Source organism: Saccharopolyspora soli, assembly GCF_022678645.1.
Classification (GTDB): domain Bacteria; phylum Actinomycetota; class Actinomycetes; order Mycobacteriales; family Pseudonocardiaceae; genus Saccharopolyspora; species Saccharopolyspora soli.
Genome location: NZ_JALBWV010000092.1, coordinates 1 through 21,004, shown reverse-complemented (window position 1 = coordinate 21,004; position 21,004 = coordinate 1). Strand labels below are relative to the sequence as shown.

The 21,004-nt window shown below is 69.2% G+C and carries 17 protein-coding genes; 10 read left to right on the top strand and 7 right to left on the bottom strand.

Translation table 11 applies throughout. The features are described from left to right. Position 1 precedes the first annotated feature (1 nt). Positions 2 to 1,042 carry a lactonase family protein gene (locus tag MOQ72_RS39965; RefSeq protein WP_242191179.1) on the bottom strand — a complete coding sequence of 347 codons (1,041 nt, stop codon included), beginning with the start codon at positions 1,040 to 1,042 and terminating at the stop codon, positions 2 to 4. Between the two features lie 158 nt (positions 1,043 to 1,200). On the opposite strand from MOQ72_RS39965, the gene MOQ72_RS39960 reads away from it, so the two are divergent. Beyond that, positions 1,201 to 1,785 (top strand): hypothetical protein, encoded by a 585-nt coding sequence (locus MOQ72_RS39960; RefSeq protein ID WP_242191178.1) that lies wholly within the window; start codon positions 1,201 to 1,203, stop codon positions 1,783 to 1,785. Positions 1,786 to 1,852: 67 nt separating this feature from the next. On the opposite strand, the gene MOQ72_RS39955 is transcribed toward MOQ72_RS39960, so the two are convergent. Further along, on the bottom strand, positions 1,853 to 3,787 hold the full coding sequence (locus MOQ72_RS39955) for an acyl-CoA dehydrogenase family protein (protein WP_242191177.1): 1,935 nt from the start codon (positions 3,785 to 3,787) through the stop codon (positions 1,853 to 1,855). Positions 3,788 to 3,912: 125 nt separating this feature from the next. Then, positions 3,913 to 4,041 carry a hypothetical protein gene (locus MOQ72_RS44975; protein WP_277955378.1) on the bottom strand — a complete coding sequence of 43 codons (129 nt, stop codon included), beginning with the start codon at positions 4,039 to 4,041 and terminating at the stop codon, positions 3,913 to 3,915. Between the two features lie 127 nt (positions 4,042 to 4,168). On the opposite strand from MOQ72_RS44975, the gene MOQ72_RS39950 reads away from it, so the two are divergent. Next, positions 4,169 to 4,693 (top strand): ester cyclase, encoded by a 525-nt coding sequence (locus tag MOQ72_RS39950; protein WP_242191176.1) that lies wholly within the window; start codon positions 4,169 to 4,171, stop codon positions 4,691 to 4,693. Positions 4,694 to 4,797: 104 nt separating this feature from the next. On the opposite strand, the gene leuS is transcribed toward MOQ72_RS39950, so the two are convergent. Beyond that, on the bottom strand, positions 4,798 to 7,686 hold the full coding sequence (gene leuS / locus MOQ72_RS39945) for a leucine--tRNA ligase (RefSeq protein ID WP_242191175.1): 2,889 nt from the start codon (positions 7,684 to 7,686) through the stop codon (positions 4,798 to 4,800). A gap of 193 nt (positions 7,687 to 7,879) precedes the next feature. Continuing rightward, on the bottom strand, positions 7,880 to 8,944 hold the full coding sequence (locus MOQ72_RS39940; RefSeq protein ID WP_242191174.1) for an esterase-like activity of phytase family protein: 1,065 nt from the start codon (positions 8,942 to 8,944) through the stop codon (positions 7,880 to 7,882). Between the two features lie 66 nt (positions 8,945 to 9,010). Here MOQ72_RS39940 and MOQ72_RS39935 point away from each other — a divergent pair, with 66 nt between their 5' ends. After that, the gene (locus tag MOQ72_RS39935; RefSeq protein WP_242191173.1) at positions 9,011 to 9,424 is read left to right on the top strand and encodes an SdpI family protein; all 414 of its coding nucleotides are present in this window, start codon (positions 9,011 to 9,013) and stop codon (positions 9,422 to 9,424) included. 66 nt (positions 9,425 to 9,490) lie between these two features. Continuing rightward, positions 9,491 to 10,456 carry a magnesium and cobalt transport protein CorA gene (locus tag MOQ72_RS39930; protein WP_242191172.1) on the top strand — a complete coding sequence of 322 codons (966 nt, stop codon included), beginning with the start codon at positions 9,491 to 9,493 and terminating at the stop codon, positions 10,454 to 10,456. Between the two features lie 78 nt (positions 10,457 to 10,534). On the opposite strand, the gene MOQ72_RS39925 is transcribed toward MOQ72_RS39930, so the two are convergent. After that, positions 10,535 to 11,110, bottom strand: a complete 576-nt coding sequence (locus tag MOQ72_RS39925) for a YqgE/AlgH family protein (protein WP_242191171.1) — start codon at positions 11,108 to 11,110, stop codon at positions 10,535 to 10,537. Positions 11,111 to 11,231: 121 nt separating this feature from the next. Next, complete coding sequence (locus MOQ72_RS39920) at positions 11,232 to 12,698, bottom strand: CCA tRNA nucleotidyltransferase (protein ID WP_242191187.1); 1,467 nt, start codon at positions 12,696 to 12,698, stop codon at positions 11,232 to 11,234. Positions 12,699 to 12,938: 240 nt separating this feature from the next. Between MOQ72_RS39920 and MOQ72_RS39915 the strand changes: the two genes are divergently transcribed. The 6 genes from MOQ72_RS39915 (at position 12,939) to MOQ72_RS39890 (ending at position 20,911) form a co-directional block, all read left to right on the top strand. Continuing rightward, positions 12,939 to 13,496, top strand: coding sequence for an NUDIX hydrolase (locus MOQ72_RS39915; protein ID WP_242191170.1), 558 nt, complete (start codon positions 12,939 to 12,941; stop codon positions 13,494 to 13,496). Further along, complete coding sequence (locus MOQ72_RS39910; RefSeq protein ID WP_242191169.1) at positions 13,493 to 15,772, top strand: DUF6049 family protein; 2,280 nt, start codon at positions 13,493 to 13,495, stop codon at positions 15,770 to 15,772. The genes MOQ72_RS39915 and MOQ72_RS39910 overlap by 4 nt, the downstream gene beginning before the upstream one ends. A 122-nt stretch (positions 15,773 to 15,894) precedes the next feature. Then, positions 15,895 to 17,751 carry a murein biosynthesis integral membrane protein MurJ gene (gene murJ, locus MOQ72_RS39905; RefSeq protein ID WP_277955381.1) on the top strand — a complete coding sequence of 619 codons (1,857 nt, stop codon included), beginning with the start codon at positions 15,895 to 15,897 and terminating at the stop codon, positions 17,749 to 17,751. Positions 17,752 to 17,849: 98 nt separating this feature from the next. Next, positions 17,850 to 19,421, top strand: coding sequence for a protein kinase family protein (locus MOQ72_RS39900; RefSeq protein ID WP_242191167.1), 1,572 nt, complete (start codon positions 17,850 to 17,852; stop codon positions 19,419 to 19,421). A gap of 93 nt (positions 19,422 to 19,514) precedes the next feature. Continuing rightward, the gene (gene sigM / locus MOQ72_RS39895) at positions 19,515 to 20,123 is read left to right on the top strand and encodes an RNA polymerase sigma factor SigM (protein ID WP_242191166.1); all 609 of its coding nucleotides are present in this window, start codon (positions 19,515 to 19,517) and stop codon (positions 20,121 to 20,123) included. Further along, positions 20,120 to 20,911, top strand: coding sequence for an RsmA family anti-sigma factor (locus tag MOQ72_RS39890; protein ID WP_242191165.1), 792 nt, complete (start codon positions 20,120 to 20,122; stop codon positions 20,909 to 20,911). Before sigM ends, MOQ72_RS39890 begins: the two co-directional genes overlap by 4 nt. Positions 20,912 to 21,004 lie beyond the last annotated feature (93 nt).

The following is a 21,004-nucleotide window of genomic DNA, read 5'->3' as shown; positions in this document are numbered from 1 at the left end:
CTCAGAAGTTCGTGATGGTGGAGATGTTGGCCTCATGCAGGTTCTCGATCACGTTTCGGGCGTCTCGGTACTTGTAGGAGCCCGACTCGAAGAGCAGGTAGGCGTCTCCGCCGTACTCCGTGATGCCCTCGGCCATGCTCGGGGCGCGGAAGCACTTGGTGGACGGCTTGTCGATGTCCGTCGCGCCCTTGTCCACCACGTAGATGTTGCTGCGGTTGTCGCGGCCGTACGACGCGGTGAAGACGAACTTGTCCTTCGTGACCATCAGGCCCTGCGTCTTGGTGGGCACCTCGTAGGCGTGCTCGGTGGTCAGCGAACCGTCGTCGCCGATCTTGTACGAGTACATATTGCCGCGGCCGCCGCCGTTGAACTTGCCCGAGTACAGGGTGTCGCCGTAGCTCGACAGGAACGACGCCGCGTACACGTTGCGCGCGTTGCCGACCTGCTTGAGGTACGGGGTGCCGCCCTGCTTCATGGCATCCCGGAGCTCGGTGAGCCGGTACTTGCGGATCGTGCCCCACTTGCCGGAGTTGCGGCCCTGCACGAACGCCCAGCCCTTGCCGACCGCGATGCCCCCGACGTGCGACTCCGCGATGGCGACCGTGCCGACGTGCTTGCCGGTCTTCGGGTCGATGCCGATGATCCGGGCATCCTGGCCGGGCTCGCCGTAGGAGGTCACCAGCAGCAGGTCGTTGCCGCTGCCATCCCAGTCGGACCAGGTCGAAATGCCCTGCGGCGTGTACTCGTCCAGGCCCGGAACCGCGGGCCCCTTGCCGAATGCCTTGTCGTAGACGTCCGACGCGGACGGTCCGCTGTAGAACGCGCCCTCGCCGCTGGCATTGGACTCGCACGTGATGCCCTGGTCGGTGTTGCCTTCCTCGGGCGCCGGGGCGGCCATGCTGTTGGCTGCGGTGCCCAGCAGGAACGCACCGCTGACCGCGGTGATGACGGCTTTCCGGAGCAGGGGGTTCATCGTGCCTCTCAGCATCTCGGCATCGGGTTCGTCCACCACTACGACGCCGCACGGCCGGATCGGTTCCACCTGAGATCCACTTTTCGTCCACCATCCCGTTCGGCTCGGTGCACTGCTGCGTTCGGCGCAAATCGTTGGCCGGAGCGACTTTCTCGCTGGTTCGGGTAAACCTCCACCGGCCGTGGACGTCCAACGTGCATCTGAAGATCACGCGAGGAGGTCGGGTCGTGTTGCACAAGTCGTTGCTTGGATCGGCGTTGGCAGTCGGTGTCGCGTTGCTGCTTTCGGCGTGCGGCCAGCAGACACCGCCACCACCGAACCTGCCCCCAGCCGGTGAGATCGGCCAGCGGCCGATCATCGCGGACGGATCGTCCACATCGACCGAGACGTCCGAATCGTCCACATCGGACTCCGATGCCACCCCGCCGCCGAGGGCGTCGACGTCCCCGGCGCGGGCCAGCGAACAGCCGCACAGCGTTCCCTCGGCGGAGATCTACGCCGCGACCTATGTGGACGCTACGAACCGCACGCTCGTGCAGCGACCGAGCGAGTTCATCCCACCGAGCGTCACGGGTGAGTACGCCAGCGAGGTGAAGCTGATGAACCTCAACTGGTCGCGCTGGGACGAGCAGAGCGGCATCGCCTACGGCAGCGCGTACGTCACCGGCGGTGGCGGCGCCCCCGAGACCGTGCAAGGAGTGCAGCTCATCCTGGACAACGAGCAACTGCGCAACGGCACGATGCAGTACACGCACTACATGATCGTCTGGCCCCAGTACGAACCGGACGAGGGCCAACTCAACACCCTGTGACGGGGCGGGACGCCGATTTCGCGCGAAATCGGCGCTCACCGCTGCCTGCACCGCCGCTCAAGAACGCTCAGCTGGTGGCTGAGTGGTCGTAGGCGCTTTGGGCTTGCTGGCGGCGGGCTTCCGCTCCGGTGGCGATCGGGGCGGTGAGCCACTGGCGCGGGGTGCCGAAGGCCGCCACGAGGTCCACCGCGTGCGGGCGGATCTGGCCGCACAGTTCGTTGACCGCCTCGGTGATCGCCTTCGACCGGCGCGGGGTGATCCGCTCGTGCTCCAGGAACCAGCCGCGGTCCGCCTCGATTTCGGACAGCACGTACAGGTCGCAGAGCTTGTCCAGCAGTGCCGCCGTCTGCCGGTCGCGGCAGCGCTCGATCGCCGCGACGAAAGCCTCCAGCACAACCCGGTCCACGTGCACCCGAGCCGCGCGCAGCACGTGGTCCTGCGCGTTGTTGAACACCGCGAAGGCGTTGTCGCGGTTGGCCTTTCGCAGGCGACGGCCGAGCCCTTCGAGCACGTGCCGCTCGCGGTCGTCGAACAGCTTGAGCTGCCAGCCCCGGTCGACGATGTCGTCCCGACCCGGCCTGTCGATGATCCGCTGCACCAGGGAACGCGTCGCCGTCCGCTCGATCACCGCGCCCACGAACTGGTCCGCGAGGAACTTGGCCATGCCCAGCGTGCCGAGCTCGTCGAACTGGTCCTTGTAATTCGTCAGCAGGCCCTTGGCGACCAGTTGCAGCAGAACCGTGTTGTCGCCCTCGAACGTGGTGAAGACGTCGGTGTCCGCCTTGAGCTGGGCCAACTGGTTCTCCGCCAGGTAGCCCGCGCCGCCGCACGCCTCGCGGCAGGTCTGGATGGTGTGCGTCGCGTGCCAGGTCGACATCGCTTTCAGCCCGGCGGCGCGGGATTCCAGCTCCCGTTGCTGGCGTTCGTCGTCGCCCAAGTCGTGCAACGTGGCCACCAGCTCTTCCTGCGCGAAGTGCAGGGCGAACGTCTTCGCCAGGGCGGGCAGGAGTTTCCGCTGGTGCGCGAGGTAATCCAGCAACGTGGTCGGCTCTTCGGTGCCGGGGCGCTCGAACTGGCGACGGGCATCGCCGTAGCGCAGCGCGATCTCCAGCGCCAGCTTGGTCGCGCCGCCCGCGGTCCCGGCCACCGAGATCCGGCCGCGGATCAGGGTGCCGAGCATGGTGAAGAACCGCTTGCTCGGGCTGGCGATCGGGCTGCGGTAGGTGCCGTCCGGGTCGACGTCGCCGTAGCGGTTGAGCAGCGCCTCGCGCGGCACCCGCACGTGGTCGAAGGTGATCCGGCCGTTGTCCACGCCGTTGAGCCCCGCCTTGCGACCGCAGTCGGTGATCCGCACGCCCGGCAGCGTCTTCCCGGCCTTGTCCCGGATCGGCACCAGCAGCGCGTGCACGCCGTGGCTCTCGCCGTCGGTGATGAGCTGGGCGAACACCACGGCCAGCCGACCGTCCCGCGCGGCGTTGCCGATGTAGTCCTTGCGCGCCGACTCGTGCGGCGTGTGCACCACGAACTCTTGCGTCGCGGGGTCGTAGGTGGCGGTGGAGCGCAGGTGTTGGACGTCCGAGCCCTGGCCGGTCTCGGTCATCGCGAAGCAGCCCGGCAGGTCCAGGCTCATGATGTCGCGCAGGTAGCGCTCGTGGTGGCGTTCGGTGCCCAGCGCGACGATCGCGCCGCCGAACAGTCCCCATTGGACACCGGCCTTGACCATCAGGGACAGGTTGCCGGGCAGCAGTTCCAGCGATACCACCGAACCGCCGGGGTCGCCGCGGCCGCCGTAGGCGACCGGGAAGCCGAGGTCGGTGATGCCGGATTTGACCAGCAGGTGCAGCTGTTCGAGGGTCTGCGCGCGGTGGCTCTCGGTGTCGAGGGCGTCGCCCGGTGGCAGCGGCATGCCGTCGAGGGCGTCGCGGACCTGGTTGCGGACGTGGGCCCAACGTCCGTCCAGCAGCGCCGCGAGTTCACCCGCGTCGAATCCGGAGCTTGCCATCGCGACCTCCACCAGTCGGTACCACTGACCTCAACGGTAGTTACCGACCAGTAACACCGCCATGTGACCTACCTCGCCCCGGACCGCCGCGTCGCCTGGTGGATGGCGGTTCGCAAGAACCCCAGTCAGGCGGCGAGCTCGGTGGCCTTGGTGGCGATTCGGGAACCGTAGTACTCGGCTGCCCGGAGTTCCTCGTCGGTCGGGCCCGACTCGCGCGAAATCGCCCGCACCACCCGCACCGGCTGAGCGGTCACCGACTGGTGCAAAATACGAACACCGACTCGCTGGGCCCGATGGCGGACTGCGTACGCCGGGGCCGCCAGATGATCACCACACCCCGGCGCTGTCCAACGTCCCCTGCTGTTCAGGAGGTCCAGCCGCATGAGTTCGAGCCCTGGCGACACCGATCTCGGCGCCCTGTTCGACGAGCACGTCGCGGACGAATTCGTCGTGCAGGACGTCGCCGCGACCATGACGACGATGACCGACGCTCCCGTGGTCAACCACGTGCCAACGACCGCCGGAGGCGCTGGTCGGGACGCGGTGGCCGAGTTCTACCGCGACCACTTCATCGGCCAGTGGCCCGCGGACTTGACCATCACGCGGCTGACCCGGACCGCCGACGCGGAGCGGGTGGTCGACGAGATGATCATCAGGTTCACCCACGACCGGGTCATCGACGCGCTGCTGCCCGGCGTGGCGCCCACCGGCCGCCAGGTGGAGATCGCCGCCGTGGCGGTGGTGGGCTGCGAGGACGGCAAGGTCGCCTACGAGCACATCTACTGGGACCAGGCGTCCCTGCTGGTGCAGGTCGGCCTGCTCAACCCCGAAGCCCTCCCGGTCACCGGCAAGGAGCAGGTCAAGGCCCTCCTGGAAAACGAACCCCTCAACACCCTGCAACCGTGACAACGGTCGTGAGTGCGAAAGCCGGTTGGAGCCGGTTTTCCCGCGCTCCACGGTCGTGAGTGCGAAACCGGGCTCCAACCCGGTTGTCCACTCACGACCGTTCGTCAGGCGACGACGTTGACCAGGCGGCCGGGGACGACGATCACCTTGCGCGGGTTCTTGCCGTCCAGCGCGGCGGCGATCTTCTCGTCCGCCAGCGCCGTGGCCTGCACCGCTTCCCGGTCCGCCGAGGCGGGTACCACGATCCGGGACCGCACCTTGCCGTTGACCTGGATCGGGTACTCCACGGTGTCCTCGACCAGGTACTGCTCGTCGGCCACCGGGAACGGGCCGTGCGCCAGGCTTTCCGAGTGCCCGAGCCGGGCCCAGATCTCCTCGGCCAGGTGCGGCGTCAGCGGCGCGACCATCAGCACCAGCGGCTCCACCACTGCCCGCGGCGTGCCCTCCGCCGCCGAATACGCCTTGGTGATCCGGTTGTTGAACTCGATCAGCTTCGCCACCGCGGTGTTGAACCGCAGCTCCGCGTAGTCCTCCCGGACCCCGGCGATGGTCTTGTGCAGCGCCCGCAGCATCTCGACGTCCGGCTGCTGCTCCGTCACCCGCAGTTCGCCGCTGTGCTCGTCGACCACGTTGCGCCACAACCGCTGCAGGAACCGGTGCGAGCCGACCACGTCCTTGGTGACCCACGGCCGCGACGCGTCCAGCGGACCCATCGACATCTCGTACAGCCGCAGCGTGTCCACGCCGTAGGCGTCGGCCATCTCGTCCGGGGAGACGGAGTTCTTCAGGCTCTTGCCCATCTTCCCGTACTCGCGGCTGACCTCCTCGCCCTCGTAGAAGTACTTGCCGTCGCGCTCTTCCACTTCTTCGGCCGGGACGTAAACACCGCGCGAGTCGGTGAAGGCGTACGCCTGGATGTAGCCCTGGTTGTACAGCCGCCGGTACGGTTCCTCCGACTCCAGGTAGCCCAAGTCGTGCAGCACCTTGTGCCAGAACCGCGAGTACAGCAGGTGCAGCACCGCGTGCTCCACACCGCCGACGTACAGGTCCACGCCGCCCGGATCGCTCGGGCCGTGCAGCTCCGGATGCTTGCCCATCCAGTACTGCTCGTTGGCCGGGTCGACGAACCGCTCGTCGTTGTCCGGGTCGATGTAGCGCAGCTGGTACCAGCAGGAGCCGGCCCACTGCGGCATCACGTTGGTGTCCCGCTGGTAGTGCTTCAGGCCGTCGCCCAGGTCCAGCTCCACCTCGGCCCAGTCGGTGGCCTTGGCCAGCGGCGGCTCCGGCTTGCTGTCGGCGTCCTCCGGGTCGAAGGTGCGCGGCGAGTAGTCCGCTACTTCGGGCAGCTCGACGGGCAACTGGTCCTCCGGCAGCGCCAACGGCACGCCGTCCGCGCCGTAGACGATCGGGAACGGCTCGCCCCAGTAGCGCTGCCGCGCGAACAGCCAGTCGCGCAGCTTGTACTGCACGGTGCCCTGGCCGTGGCCGTGCTCCTCCAGCCAGGCGATGATCAGTTTCTTGGCGTCCTCGACGTCCAGGCCGTTCAGGCTCAGGCCGGTGGTCTCGGAAGCGGAGTTGATCGCCGGACCCTCGCCGGTGAACGCCTCGCCGTCGAAGCCCGGCGACGGCTGCACGGTGCGGATGATCGGCAGGCCGAACACCGTCGCGAAGTCCCAGTCCCGCTGGTCCTGGCCGGGCACGGCCATGATCGCGCCGGTGCCGTAGCCCATCAGCACGTAGTCGGCGATGAACACCGGGATCTTCGTGCCGTTGACCGGGTTCGTCGCCCAGGCCCCGGTGAAGACGCCGGTCTTCTCCTTGTTCTCCTGGCGGTCCAGGTCGGACTTCATCGACGCGGTGCGCCGGTACTGCGCGACCGCCTCGGCCGGGGTCGCCGCGCCACCGGTCCAGCGGTCGTCGACGTCGCCGGGCCACTCGGTCGCGGTCAGCTCGTCGACCAGCGGGTGCTCCGGTGCCAGCACCATGTACGTGACGCCGAACAGGGTGTCCGGCCGGGTGGTGAAGACCTCGATGTGGTGGGCCGAACCGTCCAGCGAGAACCGCACGTTGGCGCCCTGCGAGCGGCCGATCCAGTTCCGCTGCATGGTCTTGACCTTCTCCGGCCAGTCCAGCCGGTCCAGGTCGTCGACCAGTCGGTCGGCGTAGGCGGTGATCCGCATCATCCACTGCTTCAGGTTGCGGCGGAACACCGGGTAGTTGCCGCGTTCGGTCAGCCCGTCCGCGGTGACCTCCTCGTTGGCGACCACGGTGCCCAGGCCGGGCGCCCAGTTCACCGGTGCCTCGGACAGGTACGCCAGCCGGTAGGTGTCGATGACCTCGGCCCGCTCGGCGCGGGTGAGCTCGGCCCACGGGCGGCCGTCCGGGGTGGCGCGCTCGCCGGTGGCGAACTGCTCCTCCAGTTCGGCGATCGGCCGGGCGCGGCCCTTGCCGCCCGCGGCGTCCGGGTCGTACCAGGCGTTGAAGATCTGCAGGAAGATCCACTGCGTCCAGCGGTAGAACCCGATGTCGGTGGTGGCGATCCGGCGGCGCTCGTCGTGGCCCAGGCCCAGGCGGCGGATCTGGCCCAGGAACCGCTGGATGTTGGCCTCGGTGGTGGTGCGCGGGTGCGTCCCGGTCTGCACCGCGTACTGCTCGGCGGGCAGTCCGAAGGAGTCGAAGCCCATGGTGTGCAGCACGTTGCGGCCCAGCATCCGGTGGTAGCGGGCGTAGACGTCCGAACCGATGTAGCCCAGCGGGTGGCCGACGTGCAGCCCGGAGCCGGACGGGTACGGGAACATGTCCTGGACGAACAGCTTGTCCGCCGGGATGTCACCGGAGAGCGAGCCGGTCGGGTTGGGCGCGTGGAACGTGCCGCGCTCCTCCCACTGACGCTGCCAACGCTGTTCGAGCTCGGTCGCCGTTTCCGCGGTGTAGCGGAACTGCGGGACCTCCTCGGTACCCCCGGTCGTCGAGCCCTCTGCCTGGCCACTCATCGTGTCGCGTCCTTCCCTGCCCTCTCGCCTGGACGGCGGTTCGTGCGCTCCTAGTGTGCCGCTTGCCGAAAATGGAAAACCCCCCAGGCCCTGGGAGGGCATGAGGGGTTGCCGCGTCGAAGCGTCACCACCGGACGTTCAACGCGGCCTCGCAAGGAGCAGTCGAGTACTCACGAGTTCAGGGTAACCGAGATCACCGCACGGCAAGGGTGATTATCTGCGTGGTCTGCTCGGGGGAGAAGTTGTCGTCGCTGACCAGCACCAAGCTGCGGCTGCCGTCCGGCAGTCGCGGCCCCCAGGTCATCCCCTCCACGTTGTCGATCTTGCTCAGCCCCAGGTCGGCGAGGTCGACCAGCAGTTCCTTGTGCACCGGTCGCACGTCCGCGCCGAGCAGCGACGGGACGTCCTGCACATCGGTCGCGCCGTGGGTGTCGACCCGGTAGATCCGGATCGAGTTGCCGACGCCGGTGACGAACGAACGCTCCATCACCAGGTAGACGCCGCGGTCGGCGAGCAGCGCGGACACCCCGTTGTTGGCGAACTCGCCGGTCGGCGATTCGGCGAACACCGGGTCCAGCGGGTAGGCGTACTGCCCGAGCACGTGACCGGACCGGGACTGCACGGTGATCCGGGACAGCGCGCCGTGCTCGGTCGTCGGGGACTCGCCGTCCTGGAGCAGCGGTCCTTCCATCGCGGTGACCACCCGAGCGCCCCCGGCGGTGAAGGTCAGTCCTTCCAGCACCTCGTTCTGCTTGGGGCCGGTCTCCGGCGCCATCCGCAGGTTCTCGGGCAGCGGCAGTTCGGCGTCGAACGAGCCGTCGGGTGCGGCGCTGCGGATCGACGGGTCGATCAGCTGCGCGCTGCGCTCGCCCTCGCTGGTCCACCAAACGTCGCGGGTCCACGGATCCCACCGGATGTCCTCCGGGTCCACGCTGCCCTTCGGGTAAGTCGTGCCGTCCGGACGCAGCAGCGGCACGGTGCCGGTCAGCTGCACCTCGTCGTCCTGCAGTCGCGCGGTGTAGATCCGCGCCGGTTGCTGATCCGAACGATCGTCGCTGATCAGCAGCCACTCGCCGGTGCGCGGGTCGTAGTCCACACCGGACAGTCCGCCGACCGTGGTGCCGTCGAACTGCATGGCGTGCGGCAGCGTCGTTTCGGCCACCAGCCGCACGTCGTCGGTGGCGGCCGCAGCGGGCGCGGCCACCGCGACCGTCAGCGCGACCGCCAGCAGTCCGCTCGGGACAGATGTTTTCGCCATGTGCCACAGCACACCCGAGCAGGGTGTCCAACAGGTAGCGCCCAGATGGAGGCTTACGCTGTCCGAGTGCTCGCTGTTCAGGTGATCTGCTGCGCGATCTTGGTCCTCGGCGGGGCGGCGCTGCTGCTCCTCGGCTTCCGGGGATTGCGGGGCCAGCTGCCCCGCAACCGCTACGTCGGTGTCCGCACTCCCGCTGCCATGCGCAGCGAGGAGGCGTTCGAACTCGCCAACCGGGCGGCCGGGCCCGCGATGCTGGCCGGTGGCGCGGTCGCCGTGCTCGCCGGTGCCTCGCTGCCGATGCTGGCCGCCGCCTTCAGCGTCGTGATGGTCGCTGTGCTCGGGCTGATCGGGGCGTTCGCGTTGATGACCGTCGGCGGCGTGATCGGCGACCGGGCCGCCGAGGCGATGCCCGCACCGGCGCCCACCGGCGGATGCGCTGGCTGCGCGGGCGGCTGCTGCGGAGCGATCCAGCAGAACTGATTTTTCCGGGGAAACGGGTCTCGGCAATCGCCGCCTTCCGGACGCGCTCGTGGCAACGTGACCGGCATGCTGAGGTGCACCCGCTTCCACAACAGCGACTCGGCGGAGATCGCCGAAGAAGACATCTTCGACGCCCTGCGCCAGGTGCCGGAGGACGCCTTCGTCTGGCTCGAAGTGCCGCCCGAGCGGTTCGACGTCCTGCGCGAGGCGGCACGCCTGCTCGACCTGCCGCGCCTGGCGGTCGAAAACGCGATGCAGGGGCACCAGCGCGCCAAGATCGAACCGTATCCGGGGTGCCTGTTCATCGCCCTCAAGGTGCTCGGCTACCACGAGGGGACATCGGCGGTCCGCATCTCGGGGCTGGTGATGCTGGTGAGCGGCCGGGTGCTGATCACGGTCCGGCACGGCGATGAAGATCCGGCCACCGAGGCGCACCGCAGAGCCGCCGACCGGCGGGACCTCCTCACCCACGGACCGCTGGCCGTGGTCTACCTGCTCGCGGACACCGTCGTGGACGCCTACCTCGCTGTCTCAGCCGAACTCGCCAAAGACCTGGTCGCGCTGGAGCAGCGCGTCTTCGCCGCTGGCCGGGACGACCCCACCGCCGAGCTGTACGCCCTCAAGCGCGAGGTGCTGGAGTTCCGCGAGGCCGTCGAGCCGCTGCTGCCGGTCGCCCACCGGTTCAAGAGTCCGGAGGGCGGAGCGCGGGGCGTGCTCGGGCACCACTTCCGCGACGTGGCCGATCACGTGGTCCGCGCCGGTCGGGAGGTCCTGTCCTACGACGAGCTGCTCAACTCGGTGCTCGCTGCCCAGTTCTCGCGCGCCGGGCTGTGGCAGAACGAGGACATGCGCAAGATCTCCGCGTGGGCCGCGCTCGCGCTCGTGCCGACGATCGTCGGCGCGATCTACGGGATGAACTTCGAATACATGCCGGAGCTGCACTGGGTCTTCGGCTACCCGCTGGCGCTCCTGGTGATCGTCGGCGTCTGCTGGGCGCTGTACGCGACCTTCCGCCGCAACGGCTGGCTCTGATCCACACCCAGTTCTCCACAGCCCTGTGGACAACCCCAAAATCTGTGGATAACTGGAACCGCACTTTCGGTCGGGCAGTCAGTTGAGCTTGACGTCTCCTGGGTGGGTGGCGAGGAAAGCGAGCGGTGGGCCTTGGCGGCGGAGCACTCGGCCCCAGAGTTCCGTGCCCGGATCCGCGATCACGTCGTCCGGGAGGGCGGGCACCACGATCCAGTCGCCGCGTTCGATCTCGCCAGCCAGTTGGCCGGTTTCCCAACCCGCGTACCCGGCGAAGAAGCGCAGGCCGCGGGCCCTGGGCACCAGGTCGTCCGGGTCACCGTCGAGGTCGACCAAGCCGACCGGGCCGCGGACACCCACCATGCCAGCGATCGCACCGACGTCCTCACCGGCGCGCAGCGTGGCCAGGCAGATCGCCGTGCGCTGCTCCACCGGGCCGCCGACGAACAACGACTGCGGTTCGCTCGCGTGCTGGCCCCACTTCGGCAGCACATCGAGCACCGCGACCTCGCTCGGCCGGTTCAGCACAACGCCCAAGGTGCCCTCGGCACGGTGGTGGATGACGTAAACGACCGTCCGTCGGAAGTTCCGGTCCAACAGCTGTGGGGCAGCGACGAGCAGCGTCCCCGGTTCCACGTCCGCGTCTGATCCCACCATCGCATGATCTCACTGGTTGCCCGCGCACGGACCCACCCCGACCAAACCACCTGCGGCAGCCATCCCCACCAGGCCCACGACACCACTCAGCAGTCCTAATGAATCGTTCAACTCAATATTATTAACGATCCACCGGTGCTTCGGGGACGTCGATGCCCTGGTCACGGGCCCAGCTGAAGAGCTCCTCGGTGGCTTCTTCGCGGGACATCGGCCCGCGGTCCAGGCGCAGCTCCTTGAGGTGCTTCCAGGCCCGGCCCACGACCGGGCCGGGAGCGACGCCGAGCAGCCGCATGATCTCGTTGCCGTCCAGGTCCGGCCGGACCTTCGCCAGGTCCTCCTCCGCCGCGATCCGCGCGATGCGCTCCTCAAGATCGTCGTACGCGCGCTGCAACGCGGTCGCCTTGCGCTTGTTGCGGGTCGTGCAATCCGCCCGCACCAGCTTGTGCAACCGGTCCAGCAGCGGACCGGCGTCGTTGACGTAGCGGCGGACCGCCGAGTCGGTCCACTGGCCCTCGCTGTACCCGTGGAACCGCAGGTGCAGGAACACCAGATCGGCGACGTCGTTGATGACGTCCTTCGGGTACCGCAGCGCGCGCAGCCGCTTGCGGACCATCTTCGCGCCGACCACCTCGTGGTGGTGGAAGCTCACCCCGCCGCCCGACTCGAACCGCCGGGTGGCTGGCTTGCCGATGTCGTGCAGCAGCGCCGCGAGCCGCAGCACCAGATCCGGCGCAGCCTCCGGGTCGGCCGCCCGTTCCAGGTCGATCGCCTGGTCCAGCACGGTCAGCGAATGCCGGTAGACGTCCTTGTGCTGGTGGTGCTCGTCGATCTCCAGCTTCATCGCGGGCAGCTCGGGCAGCACGTGGTCGGCCAGCCCGGTGTCCACCAGCAGCTCCACGCCGCGCCGCGGGAACTCGCCGCACAGCAGCTTGGACAGCTCGACCTGCACCCGCTCCGGAGTGATCCGGGTGATCTCGATGGCCATGTCGGTCATCGCCTGCACCACCCGATCCGTGGCGGTGAAGCCGAGCTGGGAGACGAAGCGCGCGGCGCGCAGCATCCGCAGCGGATCGTCGGCGAAGGAGTCCTCCGGGGCCGCCGGGGTGTCCAGCCGCCGCTGGAGGAGGTCGGCCATCCCGTCGTTCAGGTCGATGAAGGAGCGGCTCGGCAGCTCGATGGCCATCGCGTTCACGGTGAAGTCGCGACGCACCAGGTCGGCCTCGATGGTGTCGCCGAAGGCGACGTCCGGGTTGCGGCTCACCCGGTCGTAGATGTCCGCGCGGAACGTGGTGATCTCGATGGTCGTGCCGTGCCGGTAAGCGCCGAGCGTGCCGAACTGGATGCCGGTGTCCCAGATCGTCTCGGCCCAGCCGGTCAGCAGGTCGCGGACCTGCTCCGGACGTGCCTCGGTGGTGAAGTCGAGATCGGTGCCCAACCGGCCCAGCAGCGCGTCCCGCACGCTGCCACCGACCAGGTACAGGCGGTGGCCCGCCGCGGCGAAGCGCTGCGCGAGCTCCTCGGCTACCGGAGCGGCTTTCACCAGCTCCACGACGGCATTCCGCTGTGCCTGGCGCTCCCGAGCTTGCATCTCGGCGGACGTCGCGGAGTCGTGGTGCTGCGAAGGGGACACGGGACATCAGGGTATCGGCTGCTCAGCCCACCCAATTACCCCTATGCGGGCCTGCGCAACCCGGCAGGCCCGCAATGCCCCGCACCGCCGTCACCAGGCCCGACCTGCGGTTCTCGCAACCGAGGAGACGGCTGGCGGTCACGCTGCGCTACCGACCAGCTCCCCCCTGAAACTGCTGATCGCACTACCATCAGCGGCATGCCCCCGTCGCCCGGCCGCTCCGGCGGTGCCCAACCGGGGCGTCGGAACCGACGCCGACGGCGCAGGCTGCGGACGGTCGACGAAACCTCCGCTGGGGGACTGGTGGTCGACGGCGCGGCGGGCCTCGCTGCGATCATCGGGAGGCTGGACCGCAAGGGGCGACTGCTGTGGTCGCTGCCGAAGGGACACATCGAGGCCGGTGAGACCCCGGAACAGACCGCGGTGCGCGAGGTCGCCGAGGAGACCGGGATCATCGGCCGGGTGGTGACACCGATCGGCACGATCGACTACTGGTTCGTCGCGGGCAACCGGCGCATACACAAGACCGTGCACCACTTCCTGCTGGATGCGGTGGGCGGAGAGCTTTCCGACGAGGACGTGGAGGTCACCGAGGTGGCTTGGGTGCCGCTTGGTGAGCTGGACGAAATTCTGGCCTATGCCGACGAGCGTCGGCTGGTGCGTCGCGCGCTGAGCCTGCGCGGCGGTGGACCGGACGGCGCGGCCGAACGGCTCGGGGTCCGGCCAGCACGAGGCAGCGGGACGGAGCCAGCGTGAGGTTTCTGCTGGTCGCGATGGTCGCGGCGGTGTTGTTCGCGCTAGTTCCGGCGATCCCGGCGCCGCCCGCGGTGGCACAGGGCGGGACACCGACCCAGCTGGACGTGATCAAGATCACGCCATCGGTGGTGACCCCTGGTGCTCCCGGCGAGGTCGTGGTCACCGGGAGGTTGACCAACACCAGCGACGAACAGATCAACAACATCGAAGCCCGCATCCAGCGCGGCAACCCGACCACCACCGAACCGGCCGTGCAACGCGCGCTGCGCGACGACCCGGCCACCGCCACCGAGCCCTCCTTCAGCGCGGTCGCCGACCACCTCGCACCCGGCCAGCAGGTCCCCGTGGAGCTGCGCATCCCGCTCACCGGCGCGAACTCGCTGCAGATCAGCCAACCCGGCATCTACCCGCTGCTGATCAACATCAACGGCGCGCCGACCGTCGGCGGCCGGGCGCGGATCGCCGAAGCCCAATTCCTGCTGCCGGTGCTGGCCACCCCCGGTGCCGCCCCGACCCGCCCCGCGCAGCCGACCAAGACCAGCCTGATCCTGCCGCTGGTCGATTACCCGCGCCTGGAGCGGGAGGCGATTCCGGGCATGCGGGCGGTGCTGGTCGACGACCAGCTGTCCGCTTCGCTCGCGCCTGGCGGTCGGCTCTACGAGCTGGTGCAGGCGGTGATCGACGGCGCGGGGCCCGGTTCGCGGCTGGGCAGCTCGCTGTGCTTCGCGATAGACCCGGACCTGCTGATCACCGCGAGTGCCATGCGGGGCGGCTACCAGGTGCGCCAGCCCAACGGTTCGCTGGTCGAAGGCACCGGTGCTGGGGCCGCCACCCTGTGGCTCACCAAGCTGCAGGAGGCCACCGCCGGGCGCTGCGTGATCGCGCTGCCCTACGCCGACGCGGACATCGTCGCCATCAGCCGCGCCCGCGACGGGCTGCCCGACGTGATCGACGGTGCGCTGCGCGGCGCCGACCTGCTGCGGGCCAGGGAAATCCTGGGCGTCGAACCGCGCCCGGTGCTCTGGCCGATCGAAGGCGCGCTGGACGAACCGGCCGCCGGTGAGCTGCCGCGCATCAGCACCGCGCTGCTGGAGCCCCGGTCGTTGCAGCTGCCCGCCGGATCGCTGTCGCCGGTCCGGGTCCGGGGCCACAACCTGGCCGCCGTCCCCATCGACCCGCTGATGACCAACGCGCTCGACCCGCAGCACGACACGCCGCAGAAGGTCACCGCGCTGTCGCCGGAACAGAACGGGCTGCTGTCCGCGCAGAACACGCTCGGCGCGCTGGTCTTCCGCGCCACCCAGGGCAGCGTCCCAGGCGCCACCTCGGTGCTGGCGCCACCGCGCCGCTGGAACCTGCGCGGGGACGACGTGCGCAGCCTGCTCGACGGCATGCGGCAGCTGGCCGACGCCGGGATCATCGACCCCACCCCGCTGCCCGAACCCGACCCCGCGACGCTGCCGGAAGCGGACCTCAGCTACCCGGTGGACGCCAGCTCCGCCGAGATCCCGCGACCGCTCGTCGACCAGCTCGCCGCGCAGAACTTCAAGGTCGGCGACCTCTACCGGTCCTCCGAAACGGAACGCTCCAGCCCGGTCGACCCCGGCCGCGTCACCACGCCGCTGTTCAACGGGCTGCTGCACGGTGTTTCCAGCGCATGGCGCAGCAGCCCGGATGCGGCTCGGGAATGGGTCGACCGGGCAACCGGCCCGATCGACGAAGTGCTCGGCAAGGTCCGGATCGAGGAGTTCCCCGGCCTGAAGACCCGGCTCTCCTCGGACAGCCCGATCCCGATCACGGTGGTCAACGACCTGCCGATCACGGTCAGCATCGTGTTCCGCATCCCGCGGGTGCCGGGCGTCGAGGTGCAGTACGACTTCGGCGGTGCGGCCACCGTTCCGGCCAACGGAAGACGGCAGTTCCTGCTGCAGACCAGGGCGCAGGGCGCCGGGAAGTTCGCCATCGACGTCACCGCCACCACCGAGACGGGCACCCAGTTCGGCACCACCGAGCGACTGCAGCTGGAATCCACCAACTACGGCGCGCTGATCCCGATCCTCACCGCGATCGCCGCCGCGTTGCTGGTGCTGATGTCCGCGCGGCGGATCATCCGGCGAGCACGGGCCAGGCGTCGGCGACTCGCGGAGTCGACGTCCCAGCCGACCGGCTCGACGGAATCGACCGATTCGCCCGCGCCGACGAACGGGGCGCCGCACGCGGATGCGCCCGGCACCGCGCAGATCGCCACCACCGACCGTGATCGGAACCGGAACTGAGATCCTGAGCGGGGTCACCCCCGAGTGTGTGACTCGATTACAGCGACAGGACCGGGCGGGCACCCGGTGTTCCGGCGGGCGAAGGATTTGAGGCAGTGAACCGAGACAGGGATGCCGGGCGGATGGGCGGTGCGCCCAGGCAGCAGCCCGTGCCGCCGCCCGCACCACGGCCCGAGACGCGCCCGACGACGCCGATCCGGCGCCCCGCCGCCGCACCGCCGCCACCGGCACCCCCGCGCTCGGGACCGCCGAAGCGGCCGCGCGGCTGGCACGCCGCGGAGACCCAGCCGATCCCGGTGGTGCCGCCGGAACCCGGCATGGACCAGGCCGCGGAACAGGCCACCGAGCAGACCCAGGTGATCCGTCCGGTCTCGCCGGGCAAACCGTCCCTGCTCAAGGCCAGCGGCTCGATGGCGATCGCCACCCTGACCAGCCGGATCACCGGCTTCCTGTGGAAGCTGATGCTGGCCATCGCGGTCGGCTTCGGAGCGATCAACGACTCGTTCACGGTGGCCAACACGCTGCCGAACAGCATTTTCGAACTGCTCATCGGCGGGGTGCTGACCAGCGTCGTGGTCCCGGTGCTGGTGCGCGCGCAGAAGCACGATGCCGACGGCGGCCAGCGGTTCGTCCAGCGGTTGACGACGCTGGCGGCCGTGATCCTGGGAATCGGCACCCTGCTGGCGTTGGTCTGCACCCCGATCCTCACCTGGATCTTCGTCACCGAATCCGATGCCTCGAACCCGGCGCTGGTCAACGCGCTGGCGTACCTCCTGCTGCCGCAGATCTTCTTCTACGGCGCCAGTGCGCTGGTCGGCGCGATCCTGCAGTCGAAGCAGATCTTCGGCCCCCCGGCGTGGGCGCCGGTGGTCAACAACCTGGTCGTGATCGCCACCATCGGCGTTTACGTGCTGCTCCCCGGCGAGATGACGCTGAACCCGGTGTCCATGACCGACGCGCACGTGCTCACGCTCGGCGTCGGCGTGACCATGGGCGTGGTCTGCCAGGCGGCGATCCAGCTGCCCGCCCTGCGCAAGACCGGCTTCCAGTTCCACTGGCGGTGGGGTTGGGACTCGCGGCTGTCCGAATTCGGCGGGCTCGCGCTCTGGACCCTCGGGTACGTCGCGATCAGCCTGGTCGGGTTGGTCGCTCTCAGCCGGGTGGCCACCGGCGCCGACGCCGGTGCCTGGTCGACCTACAACTACGTCTGGATGCTCCTCCAGTTGCCCTACGGCGTGATCGGATTCTCGATCATGACGGCGATCCTGCCGCGGATGAGCGCTGCCGCCGCCGATGGCGACTACCGCAAGGTGATCGACGATCTCTCGCTCGGCAACCGACTGTCCACAGTGACCCTGCTGCCGATCAGCGCGGTCATGACGGCGCTGGGCGTGCCGCTTGCCATGGGGCTGTTCGCGATCAAAGAGGGTTCGGCCGCTTCGGCCAACACGCTCGGCCTCGCGTTGGCCGTTTCGGCATTCGGCGTGCTGCCCTACGCGCTGACGATGATGCAGATGCGGACGTTCAACGCTTTGCAAGACGCCCGCACCCCGACGCTGATCATGGTCGTGATGACCGCGGCGAAGGTGCTGATGGCCTTCGCGGTACCGGCGCTCGTGGAACCCGACCAGGTGGTGTTCGGCCTGACGTTCGTCAACTCGCTCACCTTCATCGTGGGTTGGCTGGTCGGTGAAGGTTGGCTGCGGCACCGGCTCGGCCCGCTGGGCAGTCGGCGTTTCCTTGGCACGCTGGCGAAAACGTTGACCGCCTCGGTGCTCGGAGGACTCCTCGCGTGGGCGAGCACCCTGGGCGTGGACGCGCTGATCCCCGGAAACGCCGGTGCCGGAACGGGATGGCTGCAGTTGTTCGTCGGTTCGCTGATCGGCTTCGCGGTGATCTTCGGACTGATGTCGGTGCTGCGTGTGGCCGAACTCCGGCCCGCGATCGGACGGCTCACCGGTTTGCTGCGTCGTCGCTGACTCCTGCGTCACGTACCCTCGACGAAGAAGTCTCCTTCCGTGGGGGAAGAGGGGTGGCACGCAGCCCCGGGCGGACCGGAAGGAGCGGGAGAGGGAAGGTGACCAGCAAACCCACCGAGCAGATCGCGGCGGAACACGACGAATCCGGCGGCGACGACGGTTCGGCCGATCAGGGGCTGACCCCTGGCCGGGTACTGGACCACGGCCGATACCGGCTGCTTTCCCAGGTCGGCTCGGACAACCGCTGCAACGCCCAGTTGTGGCGGGCCAAGGACGGCGTGTTGGGTCGCGATGTGGCGCTGACGATCTTGGTCGGCGATCGCGCGGACTCCGAAGCCGCATCCAACGCGCGGCGGACCTTGGAACGCGCGATGCACGCCAGCACGTTCAACCACATCGGCGTCGCCCGAGTGCTCGACGTCGTCACGCAGTCGTCCAGCGATCCCAACGGCGTGCTCGGCATCGTGATCGCCGAGTGGACCCACGGCACCGATCTGCTCGACCTGGTCACCGAGGGACCACTGCCACCCGGTACCGCGGCCCGGCTGCTGCAACCGCTGGCCGCCGCGGTCGAAGCGGCGCACCACGCCGGTCTGGTGCTCGGCGCCGACCACCCGCAGCGGATCCGGGTCACGCCGGACGGCGAGATCCGGATGGCCTTCCCCGGCCCGATGGCGCAGGCCACCTCCACCGACGACGTGCGCGGTCTGGGTGCCGCGCTGTACCTGCTGCTGACCGGGCGGTGGGCGCTCGGTGACGCACCCGAAGGACTGCCCGTCGCGCCGACCGGCCCGGACGGGAACTTGGTCGCGCCGCGCACGTTGCGGCCGACCGTGCCGCTGGAGCTGTCCACGGTCGCCGTGCGCGCGCTGGGCAATCCGGATTCCACCGGCACCACCGGCGGAGTCCGAACCGGCGCCGCCGTGCTCCGCGTGCTGGAGCAGCACGCCACCTTCGATGCCACCAATGCGGTGACGCAGCAGGCCACCGAGAGCAACGAGGTGTGGCGGCGCGAAGACCCCAAACCCGACCAGGCCAAGCGCAAGAAGCTGATGATCAGCGTCGGCGTGCTGGCGGTGGCCACCCTGCTGGTGATCGGCTGGATCGCGGTGGGCGTGATCGGCATGTTCATCGACTCCAACCGCAACAGCGGCAACAGCCACGTCATCGACCAGTCCGGCAACCAACCCGGCAATCAGCAACCGGGCCAAACCCCTGCCGCGGCGACGCCGCTGAAGATCACCGGCGGCACGTCGTTCAACACCAACAACGACCCGGACGCCCCGCAGCGCATCCCGAACCTGTTCGACGGCAATCCGACCACGTATTGGGCCACTTTCAACTACAAGCAGCAGCTCGGTCCTGGCGGCATCAGCAACGGCACCGGCGCGGTGCTGACCTTCGATCACGCTGCGGTGCTGCGGGAAGTCCTGATCAACTCACCGAGCGCGGGCACCAAGGTGGAGATCCGGCAGGTCAACGGCGCGCCAAGCCTGGAGGGCAGCAAGCTGATCGGGTCTGCTGTGCTGACCCCCGGGGACAACTCGATCAAGTTGCAGGCCGACTCGCCGACCCAGCAGATCCTGGTGCTGGTCACCCAACTGACGCCCAACGGCGGCGGTTTCTCCTCGCAGCTCAACGAGGTCACGGTCAACGGCAGTGCCGCCTGACGGTCGCTACTGCACGAAGGCTGACCAGGGCTGATGGACCACTCGTCAGTGTGGCGGATGTGCCGGTTCTCACGATTAGTAAAGTGCTGAGTCGTGTCTGTCCCCGTCAGCTCAGACGCCGAGCTCATCGCGGCGCATACCAACGGAGATCCGCACGCGTTCTCCGAGCTCTTCCGCCGACATCGAGATCGGCTGTGGGCGGTCGCGCTGCGCACCATGCGCGACCACGAAGAGGCCGCCGACGCACTTCAGGACGCGATGATCTCGGCCTTCCGGAACGCATCCTCGTTCCGCGCCGAATCCCAGGTCACCACGTGGTTGCACCGGATCGTGGTGAACGCCTGCCTGGACCGGATCCGTCGCCGCCAGGCCAGGCCGACCGTGCCGCTGCCGGAAACCGGTCCCACCGAACCGGCGGTGCCCCGCGACGCCATCGACGAGCAGGACACCCGGATGGCCGTCCAGGACGCGCTCGCCGAACTCCCCGAAGATCAACGGTCCGCGATCGTGTTGGTGGACGTCCAGGGATACTCCGTAGCCGAAACCTCGGTGATCTTGGGCGTCGCCGAGGGGACGGTCAAGAGCCGATGTGCGCGTGGTCGGTCCAAACTAGCCAAACTTCTGGGACACCTGCGGAACCCAAGTGCAGATGCGAACGTCCCAGATGACGCGATGGCCATGCGTCGACGGGAGGGACGATGAGTGGTGAACAACGGCGCACGGGGGCGCCGCAGGGGCCACCGTGGTCCCTGGACCTGCTGGCCGATCTCCACGCGGGGGTGTTGGACCAGCAGACCGCTGATCAACTGCGAGTCCAGGTCCAGGACGACCCGGAGGCCAGGGAGATCCTGGCGGCGTTGGACGCCACCAGTTCGGATCTCGCAGCGCTGCCGCCGTTGACGATCCCCGACGACGTTTCGGCCCGCATCGATGCCGCTCTGGAGAACGAGGTCCGCGCCTGGGCCCAGCAGCAGAGCGACGCATCCGCACCAACCGCACCGCCCGCCGCGCAGGGCGGCCAGGTGATCGACTTCGCGGCCGCCAAGCGACGCCGTCGACGGCGCGTCACGCTGGGAGCTGGCCTGGTCGGGGTGGCAGCCGCCGCGGCCGCTGTGGTCTTCTCGGTACTGCCCAGCACGCAGCCCAGCAGCAACCAAGCCCAGCCGGGCCCCACGATCGGAACTGCCCCGCCGCTGGCGCTGCAGGGCGAACAGGTGCGGATCACCGGCGAACAACTCGGCGAACTGCTCAAGGCCGAGCAGTACAGCAGTGCGCTGGCCGATCCGCAGCGGCTCATCGGCTGTCTGCAGGCCAACGGCATCAACGGCGGCAAACCACTCGGAGCGCGGGAGATCACGCTCAACGGGCGACCGGCCCAACTGCTGGTCCTGCCTGGCGGCGGTCTCGGCAAGTTCCGACTTTTAGCCGTCGGCCCCGAGTGCGGCCCCGGAAACCCGGCCACCATCTCGGATTCGACTTTCGGCGGCTGAGGCCACCGGAGTGGGGGGGCCCCCCCCCCCCGCGGGGGGCGCGCCCGGGGGGGGGGGGGGGGGGCGGCCCCGGGGGGGGGGGGGACGCCCGGA